The organism is Roseimaritima sediminicola, assembly GCF_009618275.1.
GTDB classification, from domain to species: domain Bacteria; phylum Planctomycetota; class Planctomycetia; order Pirellulales; family Pirellulaceae; genus Roseimaritima; species Roseimaritima sediminicola.
This window is the reverse complement of the sequence record NZ_WIAD01000015.1, coordinates 39,196-58,186: the sequence shown is the minus strand read 5'-3', so window position 1 is coordinate 58,186 and position 18,991 is coordinate 39,196. Positions and strand designations below refer to the sequence as shown.

Annotated in this window: 14 protein-coding genes; 6 read left to right on the top strand and 8 right to left on the bottom strand. The window is 63.9% G+C overall.

Going from position 1 to position 18,991, the window contains the following annotated elements:
* Positions 1–196: 196 nt before the first annotated feature.
* Positions 197–805, bottom strand: a complete 609-nt coding sequence (locus tag GE027_RS09885) for a zinc-ribbon domain-containing protein (RefSeq protein WP_153557032.1) — start codon at positions 803–805, stop codon at positions 197–199.
* A gap of 157 nt (positions 806–962) precedes the next feature.
* On the opposite strand from GE027_RS09885, the gene GE027_RS09880 reads away from it, so the two are divergent.
* The 3 genes from GE027_RS09880 (at position 963) to csrA (ending at position 3,936) form a co-directional block, all read left to right on the top strand.
* Entirely contained in the window at positions 963–2,918 is a 1,956-nt protein-coding gene (locus GE027_RS09880; protein WP_153557031.1) for a flagellin N-terminal helical domain-containing protein, read from the top strand.
* A gap of 73 nt (positions 2,919–2,991) precedes the next feature.
* On the top strand, positions 2,992–3,432 hold the full coding sequence (gene fliW / locus GE027_RS09875) for a flagellar assembly protein FliW (protein ID WP_153557030.1): 441 nt from the start codon (positions 2,992–2,994) through the stop codon (positions 3,430–3,432).
* 240 nt (positions 3,433–3,672) lie between these two features.
* Positions 3,673–3,936 (top strand): carbon storage regulator CsrA, encoded by a 264-nt coding sequence (gene csrA / locus GE027_RS09870; protein WP_153557029.1) that lies wholly within the window; start codon positions 3,673–3,675, stop codon positions 3,934–3,936.
* Here csrA and GE027_RS09865 read toward each other — a convergent pair.
* Together GE027_RS09865 and GE027_RS09860 are read right to left on the bottom strand one after the other, a co-directional pair.
* Positions 3,933–5,222 (bottom strand): exo-beta-N-acetylmuramidase NamZ family protein, encoded by a 1,290-nt coding sequence (locus GE027_RS09865; protein WP_153557028.1) that lies wholly within the window; start codon positions 5,220–5,222, stop codon positions 3,933–3,935. The genes csrA and GE027_RS09865 overlap by 4 nt on opposite strands.
* Positions 5,223–5,235: 13 nt before the next feature.
* Positions 5,236–6,756 (bottom strand): sodium:solute symporter family transporter, encoded by a 1,521-nt coding sequence (locus GE027_RS09860; RefSeq protein ID WP_153557027.1) that lies wholly within the window; start codon positions 6,754–6,756, stop codon positions 5,236–5,238.
* 187 nt (positions 6,757–6,943) lie between these two features.
* Between GE027_RS09860 and murQ the strand changes: the two genes are divergently transcribed.
* Genes murQ through GE027_RS09845 form a run of 3 tightly spaced genes read left to right on the top strand, consistent with a single transcriptional unit; the run spans position 6,944 to position 9,433 of the window.
* Positions 6,944–7,852 (top strand): N-acetylmuramic acid 6-phosphate etherase, encoded by a 909-nt coding sequence (murQ, locus tag GE027_RS09855; protein WP_153557026.1) that lies wholly within the window; start codon positions 6,944–6,946, stop codon positions 7,850–7,852.
* Position 7,853: 1 nt separating this feature from the next.
* Complete coding sequence (locus GE027_RS09850) at positions 7,854–8,849, top strand: N-acetylglucosamine kinase (protein WP_162006660.1); 996 nt, start codon at positions 7,854–7,856, stop codon at positions 8,847–8,849.
* 35 nt (positions 8,850–8,884) lie between these two features.
* Positions 8,885–9,433: a hypothetical protein gene (locus GE027_RS09845; RefSeq protein WP_153557024.1), complete on the top strand. Its 549-nt coding sequence runs from the start codon at positions 8,885–8,887 to the stop codon at positions 9,431–9,433.
* Here GE027_RS09845 and GE027_RS09840 read toward each other — a convergent pair.
* The 5 genes from GE027_RS09840 to GE027_RS09820 all read right to left on the bottom strand — a co-directional run bounded on the left by GE027_RS09840 (position 9,424) and on the right by GE027_RS09820 (position 18,990).
* Entirely contained in the window at positions 9,424–12,576 is a 3,153-nt protein-coding gene (locus GE027_RS09840) for an aminotransferase class III-fold pyridoxal phosphate-dependent enzyme (protein WP_153557023.1), read from the bottom strand. The genes GE027_RS09845 and GE027_RS09840 overlap by 10 nt on opposite strands.
* Positions 12,573–15,440, bottom strand: a complete 2,868-nt coding sequence (locus tag GE027_RS09835; protein WP_153557022.1) for a type I polyketide synthase — start codon at positions 15,438–15,440, stop codon at positions 12,573–12,575. Before GE027_RS09835 ends, GE027_RS09840 begins: the two co-directional genes overlap by 4 nt.
* A gap of 99 nt (positions 15,441–15,539) precedes the next feature.
* Positions 15,540–16,568 carry a lipid II:glycine glycyltransferase FemX gene (locus GE027_RS09830; RefSeq protein ID WP_153557021.1) on the bottom strand — a complete coding sequence of 343 codons (1,029 nt, stop codon included), beginning with the start codon at positions 16,566–16,568 and terminating at the stop codon, positions 15,540–15,542.
* A gap of 9 nt (positions 16,569–16,577) precedes the next feature.
* The gene (locus tag GE027_RS09825) at positions 16,578–17,699 is read right to left on the bottom strand and encodes a polysaccharide deacetylase family protein (RefSeq protein ID WP_153557020.1); all 1,122 of its coding nucleotides are present in this window, start codon (positions 17,697–17,699) and stop codon (positions 16,578–16,580) included.
* The gene (locus tag GE027_RS09820; RefSeq protein ID WP_153557019.1) at positions 17,692–18,990 is read right to left on the bottom strand and encodes a glycosyltransferase family 4 protein; all 1,299 of its coding nucleotides are present in this window, start codon (positions 18,988–18,990) and stop codon (positions 17,692–17,694) included. The genes GE027_RS09825 and GE027_RS09820 overlap by 8 nt, the downstream gene beginning before the upstream one ends.
* Between the last annotated feature and the right edge of the window lies 1 nt (position 18,991).

The window sequence follows — 18,991 nt, the reverse complement described above, 5'->3', positions numbered from 1 at the left end:
CGGCGCAAGCCGCCCGGTGTGTGAAGGTTCGCACCGCAAAACCGGACGGCTCGCGCCGTTCCGCTACAAAGGAAGTGGCATTGGGCGCTAGCCCACGGTTCGCGTGCGTAACCTACCGCGATGTACTGGCACCTGCCGCAGAACCGGACGCTAGCGCGCCAGCGGCTGATCAACGCACCGCTCAGCCGCTGGCGCGCTATTCCAATTCCACGGCCGACTCGATGGCTTGTTCGAATTCTTCGTCGGTCAGATTCAGGTCTTGGCGGATGCTTTCCAAGCGTTGGATCTGATCCGGCGGGAGGTCGCCGCCGGTCGAGGCGGCCAGGAAACAGGCTTTCATCGCGGCTTGCCGTTGTGGCTGCGACCAGCGATGGGCGACGCTTTGAACATAATTGATTGCCGGGATCCGGTTCCAGAACGCCGACGAGCACAATTCGCCCAGCGGCTCGCGCGAGACCGGCCGGCCGAATAGATCTTCGCCGGCCCGCTGGAGCGTCGAAATATCTTCCTCCGTAAAGTGTCCTTTAGCGATCACCATCAACGCGGCCGCTCGCAGCGCTTCCTCGGCAAACAGTTCCGCTTCCAAGCCGCGGTCGACGTCTCGTTTGGGCCGCTCCAAAATCCGCTCGTCGAACCGCTGTTTGCAGCCCTGGCACTGGACAAACAACTCGCGGTTCCCCAGCGGGGCCAGCGGGATCAGGTACACCGTCAGAAAGGGCCGGCGGGCCCGCAGCCGATAGCTCTCCAGCCCCCGGCACTGGGGGCAGATAAAATCGCCTCGTTGAACCGTTCGGTGCAGGTTCATCGAACCGATCAAAATCATCGGATGGCAGGGGATAGGCGACACGAAAACCTGGGACGAAGACACGAATGTAACAGGAATCGATTAATCAAAGAGTGCGGATCGGTCGACAAAGACTGAAGGAGTTCCGTTTGTAACGATTGTACTGGCTGGCCAAACCATGAGCGTGTCATCCGCCGCGGGCACCCGAATCAGCGTTCCTCTGCAGACGCAACAGCTGATCAGCCAGTTGAATTCAGACCAGACGGCGATCCAGTCCTACTACGACCAGCTCAGTACCGGCCGGCGGATCCAGCGTCTGGGCGACGATCCGGTCGTGGCCAGCCGGGCCATTGGCCTGCAAAATTCGATCCGCTACGGCGAACAACTGGTCCGCAACGCCGATCAAGCCACGGCTTTTTACGCCGCCACCGACAACGTTCTGGCCCAGGTTGATTCGGCCCTGATCGAGGGCAAAAGCGCGGCCGTCCAAGCCGCCCAGGGGGTCCTGCCGGACGACGAACGCGAATCGATCGCCGTGGGGATTCGCCAGTCCATCGATCAAATCCTGGCCGCTGGAAACGCTTCGTTCCGCGATCATCAGTTGCTCGGCGGGATCCTATCCAAGGGTCCGGTGTTCGTCCAGGAAGGCAGCACGGTGCTGTTCACCGGCAACGAGGCCACGGGAAAAACCCGAGCGGCCAGCGGGATCGATGTGCAGACCAGCCTGGCCATCGACGAGGCCTTGGGCAGCAGCCAACCGATCGTCCGCGGCGAACCGCTGAACTCCTCACTGGACGGCGACACGCGACTGGTCGACGTGCGGGCCGGCAAAGGCGTTCGGGCGGGTGTGCTGCGCGTCTCCGACGGCAGCGGCTGGCAAGAGGTCGACCTGTCTTCGGCGGCCACGATGGACGATGTCAAAGACGTTTTCGAATCGCTCGAGCTGAACGGTCGCAGCCTTTCGGTGACATTGAACGAGGACGGTTTCCAGGTGGAGTACCTGGATGGGTTGCCCGGAACACTGGCCATCGACGATGTGCCCGGCGGCACGATGGCTCGCGATTTGAATATCGAAAACGCCGATGGCAACGACCCACCGCCGTTGGTGGCCCAGGGCCTGGCCCCGCGGGTGACGCTGACCACGAAACTCAGCGGCCTGCAGCAGGGCGCCGGCATCGATGTTTCGGCCGGTTTGCAAATCCATCAGGACACCCAGCAGTTCACCGTCGACCTCAGCCGTGCGGAAACCTTGGGCGATGTGGTGATCGCCATCAACCGCAGCGGTGCCGATGTCGAGGCCGTGCTGGACGAAGCCGAAGGCCGCATCGACATCCTGGCCCGCCGCGCGGGGGTCGATTATTCGATCGGCGAAAACGGCGGCCTGGCCGCGACCAACCTGGGCATTCGTTCGGCCACCCGCGAAACCACGCTGGACTCGCTGGGACATGATGTCGGCGTGCTGCTCCGCGAGGACACGGCCGAGCTGACGATCGCTCGACCCGACGGCGTCCAATTGGACGTGCAGTTCGAGAACCTCCGCACCGTGGGCGACGTGCTGGACGCGATCAACAACCATCCCGGCAATCAGGATACCCGCCGCGTGGTCGCGCAAATGGCGGCCGAAGGCAACGGCATCCAGTTGGTCGCGCCTCCGGGGGCCGCCCCGCTGACCGTTCGCCAGCCGGCCAACGGCAACGCCGGCGTGCAGCTGGGCCTGATCCCTGCCGGCAGCAACGAAGCGGAAGGCAGCGTCGAAGGCGGCCGCGCGGTGTTGCTGGGAACCGACTATGCCACCAAAGAACCCGGCGGCGCGATCGATTCACTGCTGCGACTGGAAGCCGCGACGCGGGCCGGCGACGTTCGCGAGATCGGCCGGCTGCAAGCCAAACTGGACGTGGATCTGGACCGCTCGGTTTCCGCCCGCGGCCGGGTGGGCGTCTGGACGCAGAACCTGGAAATCCTTCGCGACACGGCCGCCAATCAAGTCGTCGCCTTGAACGGCCAATTGTCCGAAGCGGTCGACACGGACTTTGCCAAAGTGATCAGCGACATGAACTCCCGACAGGTCTCGCTGGAAGCCACGATGCGGCTGGTGGGCCAAACCTCTCAGTTGTCCGTTTTAAATTTCCTGTAGCGATTTTGTCGATTGCTGCGCTGCTTTGTACCGATAGTTCTGAATAACCTACCAAAATGAAGAGCAAGCGATCATGCGTATCGAGACCACCCGCTTTGGAAACCTGACGATCGGCGAGGACCGGCTGCTGCTGTTCCCGCAAGGTTTGATCGGCATGCAGACTCTCCGCCAATGGACGCTGGTGGCCGATCCGGCCAACCCGCGCGTCGCGTGGCTGCAGTCGGCCTCCTGCGGCGATCGCGCTCTGGCCGTGGTCAGCCCACGATCCTACGTTCCCGACTACAAGGTGCGGGTCGGCAAACGCGACTTGACGCCGCTGAATCTTCGTCCGGGTGACGAAACGTATATCTTGACGACCCTGGCCGGTCACGTCGGCAACCTGACGACCAACCTGCGGGCGCCCATCATCATCAACCTGACGCGGCGGGTAGGCTGCCAGGTGGTGACCACCGACGAACAACCGCTGCGGCATCCCGTACCCACCACGCTCTCGACAATTCGCTTGGCAGCCTGAGCCCTCCTCCGAGAGTGCGGCTCCGCGGCCGCTATAACCGCTACCACACCGCCTGTTCGGAATGACCGGCGAAAGCCGTTCCCGGCAAAGGGATATCAATCTTTGCCAAGAATGTTCCGATGACTTGTTTTGTCAGCCAATGGTTCACGCCGGTAGCGTGGTTCGCAGTGCAAGATTTGACAACCCGCTGACAATCGTATTTACACCCCAAGCCACGCCCAACTTGAATTCGAGGGCATCATGCTGGTCCTGTCGCGACACCGTGATGAAAGCATCATGATCGGAGACGACGTTGTCGTCACGATCGTCGACATCCGCGGCGATAAAGTTCGCTTGGGTATCGAAGCACCGCAAAGTATCCCGGTGCACCGCCAGGAGGTCTACGACGCGATTCAGCGAGAGAATCGGCGCGCGTCGCAGATGGGCCCCGGTGCTACCAAAGACGTCCGGGCTACCAAAGACGTGCGGGCCGCCAAAGACGTGCGGGGCGGCAAAGACGCCTAGCGGTACAGCAGGTACTGCTCGCGACGCTGCTCGAACGCCTCCAGCCCCTCGCTGCGCAGCGGCAACACCTCGTCCAGCGACGCTCCCTCGGCGACCGCGTCTCGGATCGCCTGCGAGCTCAACAGGCGGTTAAAGTTCTTCATCTCCCACGCATCCGGGTGATGCGCCCGCAGCAGCGTGGCGATCGCCAAACCGATCTTTACCGGATGCACCTTCGCTCGGTCGCGGATCAGGATGTGGATCCCTTCGCAACGCTCGCCGGCAAACTTGCTGGAGGTGGGCGTGAAATGCTTGGGCACGAAGGCGACGCCGCCCAGATCCAATCGGTTCAGTGCCGTGGCCAACCGGCGACCATCGATCCACGGCGCGCCGATGTGCTCAAACGGCGTATCGGTCCCACGGCCGACCGACAGGTTGGTGAATTCCAACAAGCCGATGCCGGGATACAGAATCGCTTGATTCAGCGTTCGCATATTGGGCGATGGGTTCACCCAGTACAGGTCGGTGTCGTCGTAGTATTCGTCGCGCTGCCAACCTTCGCAGGCGATCACCTGCAGCTTCAGATCCGGATAGCGTTCGCGCTGGAACATCCGCGCCAGTTCGCCGGTCGTCATCCCGTGCCGCACCGGCAACACGTGGTACCCCACAAAGGATTCGTCCTCGCTGTCCAGCATCGGGCCCGCCAGATCGACGCCATTGATGGGATTCGGACGATCCAGCACGACGAACCGCAGCCCGTGTTGCTCGGCCGCGTGCATGGCTTCGCCCATCGTGGCGATGTAGGTATAGAACCGCGTCCCGATGTCCTGGATATCGAACACCAACGTATCGAGTCCCTCGAGCATCTCGGCGGTCGGCCGCCGCGTCTTGCCGTACAGGCTGTAGACATGCAGACCGGTCGTGGGATCGGTCACGTCATCGATTTTGGATTGGTCCAACGCGCCGGCAAACCCGTGCTCGGGGCTGAACAACGTCTCCAGCTGAACCGCGTCGGCCTCGTGCATCAACAGCGCCGTGCTGCGGCCTTGCCGATCGACGCCCGTATGGTTGGTGATCAAGCCGACGCGTTGTGCTTGGAGCGGCTGGAAATCGTCACGCACCAGGACGTCGATCCCGCACAACACGCGACGCGGTGATTCTTCCGCCCGGATTGGCTGCGGCCCGGCCGCAAACAACGCCGCGATCGCCAGCCAGGCAACCCAGCCGGTCCGGACGCGAGCAGAAACAGGACGCGGGCCGCACGGGCGGCGGTGAACCGTCAGAAAGCAGGGAGCAAGCACTGTCATGGGATCGATGGTCTTAGGATGAGGATTTCGAGCGGAGGGAAAGCAAGGTGTCGACCGCATAGGATACCGCGACCGTCGTCAGGCTGGCGACGACCGCGGACCACCAGGAATGAATTTTCAGCGGACTGCCCTCAGGGGCCATGATAACGACTGTCGTTACGATAAAACCGGTCGCCATCCCAAACAGGATGGAACGTTGGTCCCAGCGGCGAGCGGATCGATCCAGCAGGAAGACGCCCAGGATCAGTCCCGACGCCAACCCCGCCACGGCGATGACCTGAAAGATCACCGATGGTGCCGACAGGGCCGGCGTGCTGGCCACCACGATGCCCACCCCGACCTGCAGGACGCCAAAGATCGCCGTCCACCAGCGGCTGGCTCGGGTCAGCCGCCGGTCCATCCGCGCCGCCGCTTCGGCCGAGTCGTCTTCGGAGGGCGCACGGCGCTCCCAGACCGGCTTGACAAAATCGTTCACCACGGCCGAGGCGCTGCTGCTGAGCGAGCTGGACAGGGTCGACATGGCGACGCTGAACACCGCCGCCAGGGTGATGCCGCACAAGCCCACCGGCATGTACTGCACCACATAGGCCGCCAAGGCTTCGTCCTTGTCCCACTGGGCTCCGCTGCCACCGGCCCGGTCGAAGGCCATCAGGGCCACGCCCAGAAACAGGAACAACGCGAACTGGGCGAACACCGCCGGACCGCTCAACGCCACCGCCCACCGCGCACCGCGCCGCGTGGCCGAGCACAGGTAACGCTGGACCATCATCTGGTCGGTGCCGTGGGTCGCCAGGGAGATGAAGCATCCACCGAGCAGGCCCACCCAGAGGTTGGCCGAGGTCAAACCAAAGTCCAGACTCACGCCCTGGAACTTGCCTTCGGCTGCTCCCATCCCGACGATGCTGGTCAAACCATCGGGCAGGGCGGCGGAAATCGTCCAGACCGCGGCGACCGCCCCGGCCAGATAGACCAACAGTTGAATGCAGTCGTTCCAGACCACGCTGCGGATCCCACCAAAGCTGGCGTACAGGATCGTCACCGCTCCGATCGATGCGATGCACGGCGCGATGCCCAGGCCCGTCACCTTCTCCAGCACGATAGCCGTCAGGTACAGCCGCAATCCGTCCGACACCGTCCGCGTGATCATGAAGATCAACGAAGCGGTTCGCTGGGTCAGCCCGCCAAAACGCTGGTGCAAAATATCGTAAGCGGTAAAAATCTGACCTTCGAAGAAACGCGGCAGAAACCACCACACCACCAACCACCGGCCCAGCACGAATCCGGCGGCCAACTGCAGGAAACTGAAATCGCCCCCGGTCGCATAGGTGATCCCGGGAATACTCAAAAACGTGACCGCACTGGTTTCGGTCGCCACGATCGAACCCAGTACTGCGTACCAGGGAAGGTTTCGCCCCCCCACCAGAAAACTGGAAAGGTCCTTGGCGGTCCGCCCCAGATAAAGTCCAAAGACCACCGTCGCGGCGACATAGACCAGGATAATCGCGGTATCGATTGCAGAGATGTTCAGCGGCATGATCACGTCCCGAAAGAAAACGTGGCCCGACGACCGGAGCCACGACGGTGAAGTTTACGGAAATTGTCGCCGTTTGCATGCCACCGGTCCGCGGGCCCAAAGCCACCACTGCCGCTGCCGCCTCGAAGCGTTTGTGACTAAAATGGCCGCAAACCTCAAATCGCAAACCTCCAACCTCAAATCTCCTATGCTGAACGAACCGGTTACCGAACGCGGCAACCCGGCGACGGCGAACGTCGACGCGCTGTCGACGCTCGAGATCGTCCAACGGATCAATGCCGAGGACGCCAAGGTTGCGGCGGCGGTCCACGCCCAGCAAGAAGCGATCGCGGCGGCCATCGATGCGATCACCGTGGCGCTTCGCGGCGGCGGCCGGTTGGTCTATATCGGGGCGGGAACCAGCGGCCGTTTGGGGGTGCTGGACGCCAGCGAATGCCCTCCCACGTTCCGCTGTGATCCCTCCCAAGTCGTCGGTTTGATTGCCGGCGGCCCCACCGCCCTGACGACGGCTGTCGAGGGCGCCGAAGACGACCCGGCCGCCGCGGTCACGGACCTGCAGGCCATCGGCTTTACCGCGGCCGACTGCCTGGTCGGGATCGCGACCAGCGGCCGTACGCCCTATGTGCTCGGCGCGGTGCAGTGGGCGGCCAGCCGCGGCGCGACAACGATCGGGCTGGCCTGCAACCCGGACAGCGAGCTGGCTCGCTGTGTCCAGATCATGATCACCCCCGTGGTCGGCCCCGAAGTGATCACCGGTTCGACGCGGATGAAAGCCGGGACCGCCACCAAGATGGTGCTGAACATGCTCTCCACCGGCGCCATGGTGCGGCTGGGCAAGACCTACGGCAACGCCATGGTCGACCTGCGAGCCTCCAACAGCAAATTGATCGATCGCGCGCGGCGATTGGTGGCTCGCTTGACCGGCGTCTCGCCGGCGGAAGCCCAAGACCTGCTGGATGCCTGCGGCGGCGAAGTCAAAACGGCCGTCGTCATGCACCACCGCGATGTCGATGCCGCGACCGCCAGACAGCAGCTGGCCGCCTGCGAAGGACATCTTCGCCAAGTCATCGGTTCCGTCCCGCAAATGGACCAGTAAGTTGTTAAAGCGAAAATCAAACGAGCCGGCCTGGGTGATCGGCGTCGACGGTGGCGGCACCAAGACCGAAGCCGTTCTGGCCCGCGCCCGAGCCGACGACGAACCGACTGGCGGCCAGGACGATACACAGCCCGAGATTGTCGCGACGAGCGTGACCGGACCGAGCAACCTGCAGCGGTTGCCGATGCAGTCTTCGCTGGATGCCGTCGCGGCCGCCTGCGAGGGTCTGCTCGAACAGGTTCCGGAGGCTCGTGACCGCGTCCAGGCCAGCTGCCTGGCGATGGCCGGCAGCGGCAACCCGTTGCTGAAAGCCGCCTTTGAACGCTGGGTCGAGCAGCAGCCCTGGAGCGGTACGGCGCACGTCACGCACGACGCCCGGGCGGTGATCGCGGCGGGAAACCAGAGCGACGCCGGGATCGCGTTGATCGCCGGAACCGGCTCCTTCGCCTTTGCCCTCGACCGCCAGGGCCGCTCGGCCCAGTGCGGCGGCTGGGGCGGATTACTGGGCGACGAAGGCAGCGCCCACTGGATCGCCCTGGAAGGCTTTCGCCGCAGCCTGCGATCGCTGGACGGCCGCGGCGAGCAGACTTGTTTGGTCGAAGACCTGACGCGTTGGTGTACCGACATCGGCCCTCCGCGATGGCCCCACCATCTGTCGCTGTTGCAGCCCAAGCAGATCGCGGCGGCCGCGCCGGTCGTCACCCGCGCGGCCCAGCACGGCGATGCGGTGGCCAGCCGAATCGTTCAGGCGGCCGCCGACGAACTGGCGACGCTGGTCGTGACGCTGGCCCGCCAGCTGTTTGCGGGCGAATCGTTCGAACTGGCCTGCGCCGGCGGCCCGCTGTGCAACGTGCCCGTGCTGGGCGAGCGACTGCTCGAGCGCCTGGCCGACGACGGTTTCGACAGGGTCCAACTGCAATGCGTCAAACATCCCGCCCACGGCGCCGCCCGCATGGCGGCCGATCACGATCTGACTTTTCGGGGCTCGGAAGGCTAGGCAGATCTTCTTCCCCCCCTCAGGACGTTTCCATCATGGTTCGCTCCCGTGCAATGCGGTTCGTACTTTCGGTTGCCCTCGTCGCCGCCACGCACGGTCTCGCCGCCGGTGCGGACCATCCCGGTTTGCGAATCACCACCCTGCGGCCGGACGACAAGGTGCAGGTCCATGTGGAAAGCAGCAGGACCACCGTCTCCGTCCACAGCCCCGCCGGAATCAGCCGAGCAAAGATCGAACGCCAGGGCCCGCGGTGGCCCTGCCACATCACCTTGCGGCTGCACCTGAAGGGTCTGGAGAAATTAAAAATCACCAGCGGCCCGACCACCCTGCAAGCCGCCGTGTCCAGCCAAAACGATCCCAATAGCGAAGCCCCTCGAGTGCGGCTCTGGAAGGATGGCCGGGAAGACGAACCACTGGATTCAGAACATCCCTACTGGATGCCGATCCGCCTGCTCGGCGCGGACGGCCAGCCAACGAAAAGCATTCCGGCGGAGCAAGGTCGCTTTGAAATGCCATTGCCCCGAGCCTTGTTCGATAACAATCCCAAACAGATCACCATCGACTGGATCGATTTCTACCGCTGAGGATGCGTCCGGGGGCGGGGGATCGGTGGCATCGACGCGAACGTGGGGCAGCAAGTTGCTGGCCGCCAACGTTCTTCACGGTCGTTGATCGAGAGACGGTCGATGGCGCGCTGGAGCTGCTGGGCCAGTTCTTCGACGAACGGTTCGACCATGATGCCTGCCGGATAGGCGCTCAGGCGATGGTACTCCACCGTGCCGCCCACCGGCAGCTCGTCGCCCAGGTGGCAGCGGTAGTCGCGGCGGGGCCGAAACTGGAGGATGTGGCCGGGATACGGCTGGGGGTCGTAGGCCTCGCACAGCTGGTCATGCTTCTTCCAGATCTCCGCCATGTTCACCGTCCCTTGGGGCCGGGGCCCACGGCGCGAGAACCACCGCAGCATGCGGTCCCGCCAAACTCGCGTTCGCCGCCGTGCCGTCTGCCACTTGGACCGCAGGAAATATCGTTTGTGCTGGCGGTCGAGTAACCAAAAATTCCGCAGATGGAAATCCACTCGCTGGTAGCCGTAGCCGAGCCGCGTCCAGACGCTGGGGTTGGTCGACGGGGCCGTTCGCCAGTTATAGGTTTCAATCATCCCCAACAGCGCGACTTCCTCGCCGCTGCGAATCAACTGCTGGGCGATCTCTAACGCCACGGTGCCGCCCGAGCAGTAACCGACCAACAGGTACGGACCCCGCGGTTGGACTCGGCGGATCTGCTTCACCATGCCGGCGGCGAAGGCCTCCAGGGTATCGGCCAGGGGCAACCCGTAGACGCCGGGCGAGTTCAAGCCGTAAACCGGTTGGTCGTCGCCCAGGTGGTCGGCCAGTTCGTGATAGACCAGCGTTAATCCGTCGGCAGCCGGAGCGCAGAACAGCGGTATCCGCTCGCCCGCGGTTTGAATTTCGGCCAGGGTGCAATCCTCCGGCCCTTCCCGCTTGTCATCGTCTTCACCGCGGCAGATTCGCGGTTCATCGCCGCAGACGCTCGATTCATCGCCGCAGACGCTCGCCGGGCGGTTGGAAGGAGGAGTCAGCGGGAGCTTTTTTTTTTCGTCGGTCGCGTGGGGAAAAAAACCGCCCTGGCGGAGCTCGCGACAGCTGGCCTGGACCGCATCGATCACCTGGCGAACGTCCTGGTCGCTGTGGGCGGTCGACAGAAAACAATTGTCGCCCCAGCCCCGGGTGAAAACGCCGCGGTCGAGCAGATGGAAGTACAGCAGGTCGGCGTACTCCAGGTCTGGCGGAAACATGAACCGAAACTGTGAGGCGAACTGCGCCACGCGGATCGGGAACTGTTCGGCTTCGAAAAAACCGTTCAGGCTCTGCGTCAGCTGCGTCGTGCGGGCGGTCAATTCCTGTTGCAGCTCGGGCCCTTCTTCTTTCAACTTGGAGAGCACTTGATGGGCGGCGACCAGGGCCAGCGGATGCCGCACAAAGGTGCCGGCAAAGAAGGTCATGTCGGCCGCCGGCTCGGAATCGTCTTCGTATCGCCAGGTGCCGCCGTCCAGCGCGTCCATGTAGCGGCGCGAACCGGCCAGGGCACCGATCGGCAAACCGCCGCCCAGGATCTTGCCGTAGGTGCACATGTCGGCCCAGACGTCGAACCACTGCTGGGCACCGCCGGGAGCCGCGCGAAAGCCGGTGATCACTTCATCCATGATCATCGCGATGTCGTGCTGGCGGGTTAGGCGGCGGACGGCGTGTAAGAATGCTCGCGGCTGCAAAAACGGGTCGGCGCTCTGCACCGGTTCGATCAAGACCGCGGCGATTTCGTCGGCGCGGGCGGCAATGGTCTGCAAAGCTTCCTGGGTGCCGTAATCCAGAACAATCATGTTGTCGGCATACGCCTGCGGGACGCCCGGGGCGGCCGGCGTGGAGACCCGGCGGTCGCCGATCCGGCTGGAACGGACCAGGACCTGATCGAAGTTGCCGTGGTAGTCCTTGTTGAAGTACACCACCTTGGACTTGCCGGTCACGGTGCGGGCCAGCCGCATCGCTGCCATCACCGCCTCGGAGCCGGTGTTGCAGAACGTGGCGCGGTCCTTGCGGGCAAAGTCGCACAGCAGGGCCGCGACGTCGCCGGCCAGCGGCGACTGGGGACCGACTTCGACGCCGCGGTCGAGCTGTCGATGCAGAGCCTCGGTGATGAACGGCGGCGATTGGCCGAACAGATTCACCCCAAAGCCCATGGCGATGTCGACGTAGCGATTGCCGTCGATGTCCCAGAGATGCGCACCCTGCGAACGTTCGACCACGATCTGATAAACCATCGATTTCCAAATCCGCCGATAACCGGCGACGCCGCGCGGATCGGCGAAATGGTCGCGATGTTGTTGGGCGTGCTGGCGGGACCCCGCGGTGCGGCGCGTAAACCGCTCGGTCAACCCCCTGAGGTGCTCGCTTTGCTGGGCGGTCAAGGCATTGCCGGGCCCACGTCGCACCGGTTTGTAGGGACCAAAACGCTCGCGATTGCCCGTTGCGGCCACCGCCGGAATCGCTGGCGGACGGGCGGCCGGTCGTATCGGTTCACCGGCGACGCTGCCGGCCGGTTCGTCCTCGTTCGTGCGATCGCCGACGTCGAGGGAAACCGGAAATTCGGCGGCCGCCGAGGAAGCCTGTCCTTGCAGCAGCGCCAGGTGCTGCCGCATCAGCGCGTTTTGCTGCAGGATAATCTGTTCGATACCCGTCAGCGATCCATTGCGGTGTGGCGGCGCAGTCACCCCATGATCGGCAAGCGGGGGCACGCCAGCGGATTCGTCGGCCGGCGACTCGGCTGCCGACTCGGCGGAGACGGCCGCATGACCATTGTTCGCCGCCGCCGCTTGCTGCGGTTTCGATTCCGGTTTCGATTCCGATTCCGATTCCAAAGCGGGGGCGGGGGGGGGAGACGCTGCGGGTTTGCCGTTGCCGACCTGCCCGTGCTGCTGCAGATAAGCCAACAGGGCATCGGTCGACGATAGCTCCTCGATCAGTTGCCGAAACGAAAGCTTGACCCCGAAACGCTGCTTGATCTGTTGGCTCAGCTGGATCAAGAACAGCGAATCGAACCCCAGTTCCAGAAAGCTCGCCTCACGATCGATTTCCGACAATTCATACCCAGTGCGTTCGCGCAGGAGGGCAGAGAAAGCGGATTCGATATCCGGTGCTGCGGAAGTTGGGTTCATGGAGATGTTCGGGGGGGCGTTGAGGACGGCGTTGGCATGTGTTGAGGGTTGCCTCGTCGCAACAATTCAAGCTGTTGCTGCATCAGCAGCATCTGTTCATCGATGACTCGGCGCATGGCGGAGGCGGACGGCGCGGGTCGTGGTTCGGCCGGGGCCTCGGCGTCGGGCGTAGGGGACGTCTCGAAGTGGTAACGTTTTCGTTGGAAACGGTATTTGGGCAGGTGCACGCGGCGTCTTGGTTCGTCGCCGTACAGCCCCGACCAGTCGATGGCGACGCCGGCCTGCCACAGTCGGCCCACGGCGCTGACCGCATGGCGGGCGGCCGGTTCTTTGTGTTGGGCATGTGGCAGGGAGGCCACCACGGTGTGCCGCTTCGGATCCAGCGGATGTTGCCGAGCCAAGGTCGACAGGGCCTGACTGGGACCGACTTCCAGCACGGCCAGCGGATCTCCGGTCGTGCCCAGCAGTTCCAGAAAGGCCGCGGAGAATCGCACCGGTTCGCGGATCTGCCGGGCCCAGTAGGCGGGATCGGTGGCGGTGGCCGCATCCAAGGGGCGGCCGGTGACCGAGGAAACCATGGTGGTCGTGGGAGAACGCAATTCAACCTGCCGGACAAGTTGTGCAAAAGGTTCGATCGCGGGCTCCATCGTAGCCGAATGAAAGGCGTGCGAGGTGCGCAGCAGGCGACACGCGATCGGTTCGGCCGCCTTTTCATCGCCGAGCGCTTCGGCAAAACTCGCGACGTCCGGCGGAGCGCCAGCGACAACGCAAAAGGAGGGGCCGTTGATCGCTGCGATCTCCAGGGCCTCGGGCAACCGGGCTCGAAGCGCTGCCTCGTCGAGATGGACCGCCAACATCGCTCCGGCGGGCAGGGCCTGCATCAAACGGCCCCGGTGAGCGACCAGCGTGGCGGCGTCGTCTCGGTCCATCACGCCGGCCAGTGCGGCCGCGGCAAACTCGCCCACACTGTGGCCAAGCATGGCCGTGGGACGAAGGCCCAAGGATTGCCACCAGCGTCCCAACGCGTACGACACCATGAACAATGCAGGCTGAGCGACCTGGGTTTCGTTCAGTCTCGCTGCATCGGCCGGCGAATCACTAAAGACCAACCGGCGGAGGTCGACCTGGAGGATGGACTGGAGGTGCTCGGCACAGGCATCGATATGGCGGCGGACGACCGGTTCGGTGTCGTACAACTGACGCGCCATCTGCTGGTGCTGCGAGCCTTGGCCGGGAAACACAAAAGCCACCGCGGTGGTGCCGGGACGGGCTTGTTTGGCAGGACCGCCGCCGGTGGATTCCTCGCGCAGCTGCCGCACGGCGTCGGCGGTCGATTCCACGACGCGGTACTCGCGAGACGCAAACGATTTGCGGCCCGTTTGCAGTGTGTGGCAAACATCCGCCAAGTTCAACTCGCGGTGACGCTCGAGGTATTCGGCCAGATCGTTTCGCATCGGCTCGACCGCCGCCGGGGTGCGAGCCGAGACGGCCAGCAGATGGAAGGGGCGGGCCGAAGGGGTTTGCGGAACCGCCGGAGCTTCTTCCAGGACCAGGTGCGCATTGGTGCCGCCGACCCCGAAGGAGCTGACCCCGGCTCGTCGCGGTTCGGTCTCGGACGGCCAGTCGGTCAACCGTGTCGTGGGAACGAAGGGGCTGTTGGCAAAGTCGATCCGGGGATTGGCTCGGCGGAAATGCAACATCGGTGGCAACTGACGATGCCGCAGCGACAGCGCCGTTTTGATAATCCCCGTGACGCCGGCGGCCACGTCCAAGTGGCCGATATTGGTTTTTGCGCTGCCGATGTAACAATACTGTTTGGCGTCGGTCGAGCTGGCAAACGCCTCGGATAGTGCCTGGATCTCGATAGGGTCACCGACCAGGGTACCCGTGCCATGAGCTTCGACGTAGGTGATCGTGTCGGCGGTGACGCCCGCACGGCGATGGGCCTGCAGGATCGCATCGCTCTGGCCGGAGACGCTGGGCGCGGTATAGCCCGGTTTGTCGCCGCCGTCGTTGTTCACGCCCCAGCCACGGATCACCGCGTAGATGTCGTCCCCATCGGCGAGGGCCAGGTCGGTACGTTTCAGCACGATCGCGGCGACGCCATCGCCAAAGACCGTCCCCCGAGCGTCGGCGTCGAACGTTCGGCAGGTGCCGTCCGGGGAAAGGATCGAATGTTCGGTGTGCAGGTAGCCCTGATTTTGAGGGAACGTTACCGTCGCGCCGCCGGCCAACGCCATGTCGCAGCTGCCGGCCAGCAGGCTCTCGCACGCCTGGGCGACGGCGACGGCCGAGGTGCTGCAGGCCGTCTGCACCGCCATACAGGGGCCGCGTAGATTCAAATGGTAAGCGACGCGCGTGGCCAAATAATCTTTGTCGTTGGCGATTTCGGCACTCAAGCCGCCGCCGGGGAAAGCGTCGGAAAATTCGCCGCGCAGCCGCGCGTCCGTCGCCAGACGCGTCAGGATGTAGGTGTTCATGTGACAGCCCGCGAATAGTCCCACTCGGCCCGGCGTCGCATCGGGCACATAGCCAGCGTCTTCCAACGCGTGCCAGCATGTTTCCAAGAACAAGCGATGCTGCGGATCCATCTCGACGGCTTGCCGGGGAAAGATCCCGAAGAATTCCGCGTCGAAATGGTCGGCGTGGGGGATCATGGCCGTCTTGCCGACGTAATGCTCTTGCTGGGGCAAGCGGCTGGCATGAGACGACTCGCCCGTCACGTCGATGATCCCGCTGCGGCCCTGGATCAGGTTCTGCCAAAAGGCCGCGACGTCGTCGGCACCGGGAAAGCGGCCTGCCATACCGATAATGGCCACGCAGTTGGCAGCGGACGAAGGCTGGTTGGCGAACAAGGATGGCATGATCGATCACGCGACCGTTAAAACACGACAGGGCAGATCTATCTAGGATAGTCGCCCTGGCGAGGCGAGCGAAGAGATAGCTTCGTACGGGGCCGGCGTTCAGGACCAGGCACCCAGTTGTTGCGATACGCGGTAGGCAAGTTTTGCCAACCGCAGGCGGACCGGCGAGTACGACAGGAGGTAGCGTCCATAGCGGACTTCCCGGCCACCGAAACCGGCTTTGAAGCGGCGGGGACCGTAATCCTGATCGGGCCAACCCGCACCGCCAAAGTCGTAGTGTCGATAACCGGCTTGAGAGGCCCAGCGGATATCATCCCAGACGATGGCGGCAAATGGCGACAGCCCCCGCACACGTTCGGTTCCGCCGTACCAGGAAAAAACACGGTCGCCGTAGGCCAGCGACATGATGCTCGCGACCGGTCGGTCCTGGTACACTGCCGTGCGGACGCGAACCGACTCCGCGGGCAGCAGCCGCACGGCGTTCTCGAACAACTGGTTCGATGGCAGAGGAACCCGCGCCCGACCATAGCTGTGCCGTAACAATCCATACAACCGCTGCAGTCCGGCTTCGCTTCGATCGTCCTGCAGCCGCACGCCTTTGCGAAACGTGGCACGGATTTTCTGACGTACGCGTTTGTGCATGCCGTGCCACAAGGCGTCTTCACCGGCCCCCAGGTCCATCTCGTAATTGATGTAATCAAGCAGTTCGTAGCCGTGCTGCAACATGGCTTGCTGTTCGACTTCCGGAGCGTGTAGGCAGCGGATCTCGGACAGCAACGAACGCGTTTTCAAGGCCGTGTCCATGCGACGGAGCACACGGCTCAAAGCCGCCACGCCCGCTTCGGTGGGTTGGCAAAGTGGTTCGGCGAACTGCACCGCTCGCGATGCCAGGGCGGGCAGGTTGGGAATCGTTTGGACGTGCACACAAACGATCATGGCCAGGATCTCGCCGTCGGCATCCAGGGCGGCGTAGCCCAGCGGCTGGAAGTTCGGCGTGGCGGCGAAGACGCGAATCATGCCGGTCGTGTGAAAGATCGAGCCTTTGGGATGGGCGGCCACGTACCGATCCCAGCCGTCGTGCTCGGGGCCGACGATATGCGGGGTTCGACTGGCGGACGGTAGAAGCATCGACTGGGCTCAGATGTTGATGACCGCGTGCAGCGGTGCGGAGGTGACGCGCCGACGGGTGTCCCGCCGTTCGGTTTCGTCCGTCCCGGCTGTGCTATCGTACTGCAGACGGTCCCGCTGCCGCCACCAACGGGCGACCTCCGAAGGCAACGCTTGCCAGCAATCGGTCTGCTCTGCCAGATGTTCCAGAAACTCCTGATACAGCTGGCGGCGTGGTTCGGTGTCGAGGTAATCGGGGTGGGTCAGCATCAAGGCCATCGCCGAGGCGGCGCGCAGGTGCACGAGTTTCCGCCGCCAGACCTCGGTGGTTTCCATCTTCAAAGAGACGAACAGGGTATGGTCCTGGGGCATGGTGTACGGCAGTTCCACGAATCGTCCCGCCATGAAGGGCCACATCCCGCCCACGCCGCCGGGCATCGGCTGGAAGGGATCGATGTCAAAACACGACGCGTCGTAGTCGATGTCGAGCGCCTGCAACCACTGCAGGTTGCGGTGCACCATCGGGGCTCGGAATCCCGCACAGGAGAAACGCTGCAGCGCCCGATTGATCGGCCGCACGCGACGATTGAAGACCCGCCGCGAGGCGAACAGCCGACCGTCGTGGTTGTAGCCGTGGACGCCGACTTCGTGACCCCGGCGTTTCAGGTCTGCCAGCAAACCGAAATCCAGCGGGTATTTGTGGGGAACAAAGTGCCAGGCGGACCGGAACCCCAACCGTTCCTCCAAGGCGGCCAACTCGCTGACTCGCGAAACGCCTTCGGCCGTTTCCACATCGTGGGTGAGCACGGCGGCCAGGCGGTGTTCGTCGGGCCAGGGGGCGAGCACGGTTTGGTCGGCCTCGACCGCGACCGCCCGACGCAGCCGGTCCGCAAACTCCGGGGCCAGGTACCAGTCCACATCGACGTCCATGCTTTGGTTGCGATGGCGCTGCAGCAAGCGCCGCACGCCGATGGGCATCAGGTGGCGGACGCGGTAATACCACTGGAAGGCCGGCGACAGCTTGGCCTGTTGTTGATCCTGCTCGAAGGTTTGCTCGAGCAACCGGTTGACCTCCCCGACAAACGCAAACCGTATCTCGGGCAGCGGCGTTTGGGCTTCTGGCGGTCGCGGCGGGGCGTGTTGTTCAATCATCGGTGGCGGCTCCAAGCGTACGGGGCTGCTTCCCGGCAGGATCGGTCGCGACGTCCGCGTCGTGAGGCTTGGGCAGTGCAGGTGATGACACGACAGAGGCGGGCAAAAGACTACGGTACAGTTCCAGCAAGGCCACCGCTTGATGGCTCCAGGTTAATCCGTCGTCGATGCGTTTGCGGCCCAAGGCTCCCATCCGCTTGCGCAGGGTCGCGTCGTCCATCAACCGCAAGACCGCCGCGGCAAAGGATGCCACGGCGTTGTCTTGGGCATACAACGCGGCATCGCCGGCCGTATGGCGATTCTCACGCGTTTGAAAACACACTGTCGGCTTGCCCAACGCCATGTACTCCATCGTCTTGATCGTCGTACAGCTGTCGTTGTAGGGATTGCTGTGGTCGGGAGTCAGGCAGATATCAAAGGCCGCGATGTAGGCCGGCACCGAGGCAAAGGGGATCATGCCGGTCAACACGAACAGGTCGCCGACGTCCAAACGGTCGATCTCCTCTCTCAGCCGATCCATCGCCGGCCCGTCGCCCACGATGACCACCCGAAAATCTTCACGCCCGGAATGGACGCGCAGACGACGAGCGACGTGGGCGAGCGTGTCGACATTGTCCTGAATCCCGATGGCCCCGACGTAACCCAGCACCAACTTTCCGCTCTCACACAGGCTCGGTTCGGGTTGGACGTGCTGCAGGAAGCGTTGATTGGGACCATTGCGAACCACGTAACAGTGCTCCGCTGCCGCCCCGCCACGAGTGATCTGGATGTGTTGTTGGCTGGCGTTGGTCGCGATCAGACGATCGGCGCGACGGCAGGCGAGACGTTCGAAAAAGCAGAGTGCGCGGTAGACGAAGTTCGGCGTCGATGCGCCGCGGCGGGCCTGATACAGCTCCGGCGAAAGGTCGTGGTGGTCGAAGACAAAACGTTTGCCCACGGCTTGATAGGCGATCGCGATCAGGGCGGTCAGGTCCGGCGGGGTATGCACATGGACCACGTCGAAGCCGCGGCGCAGCCAGACCCACAGCGACAACACTGTCATGGCGACCAGGCTATAGCCGTATTCCCACATGTAGCCCAGCAGACCGTCGCGCTGGGCGGTTTCGCGATAGCGGTAGACGCGCACGCCATCGATCGTTTCGTGATACCGTCGCGGCGCGCTGGTGGGGCAGATGACCGTCACGGCATAGCCCGCGGCGACCAACGAGCGGGCCTCGAGCAAGACCCGCGTGTCCTCTGGAAAACTTTCGTTCTCCAGCAACATTAATATGCGTTTGGGTTTCTTCGACATG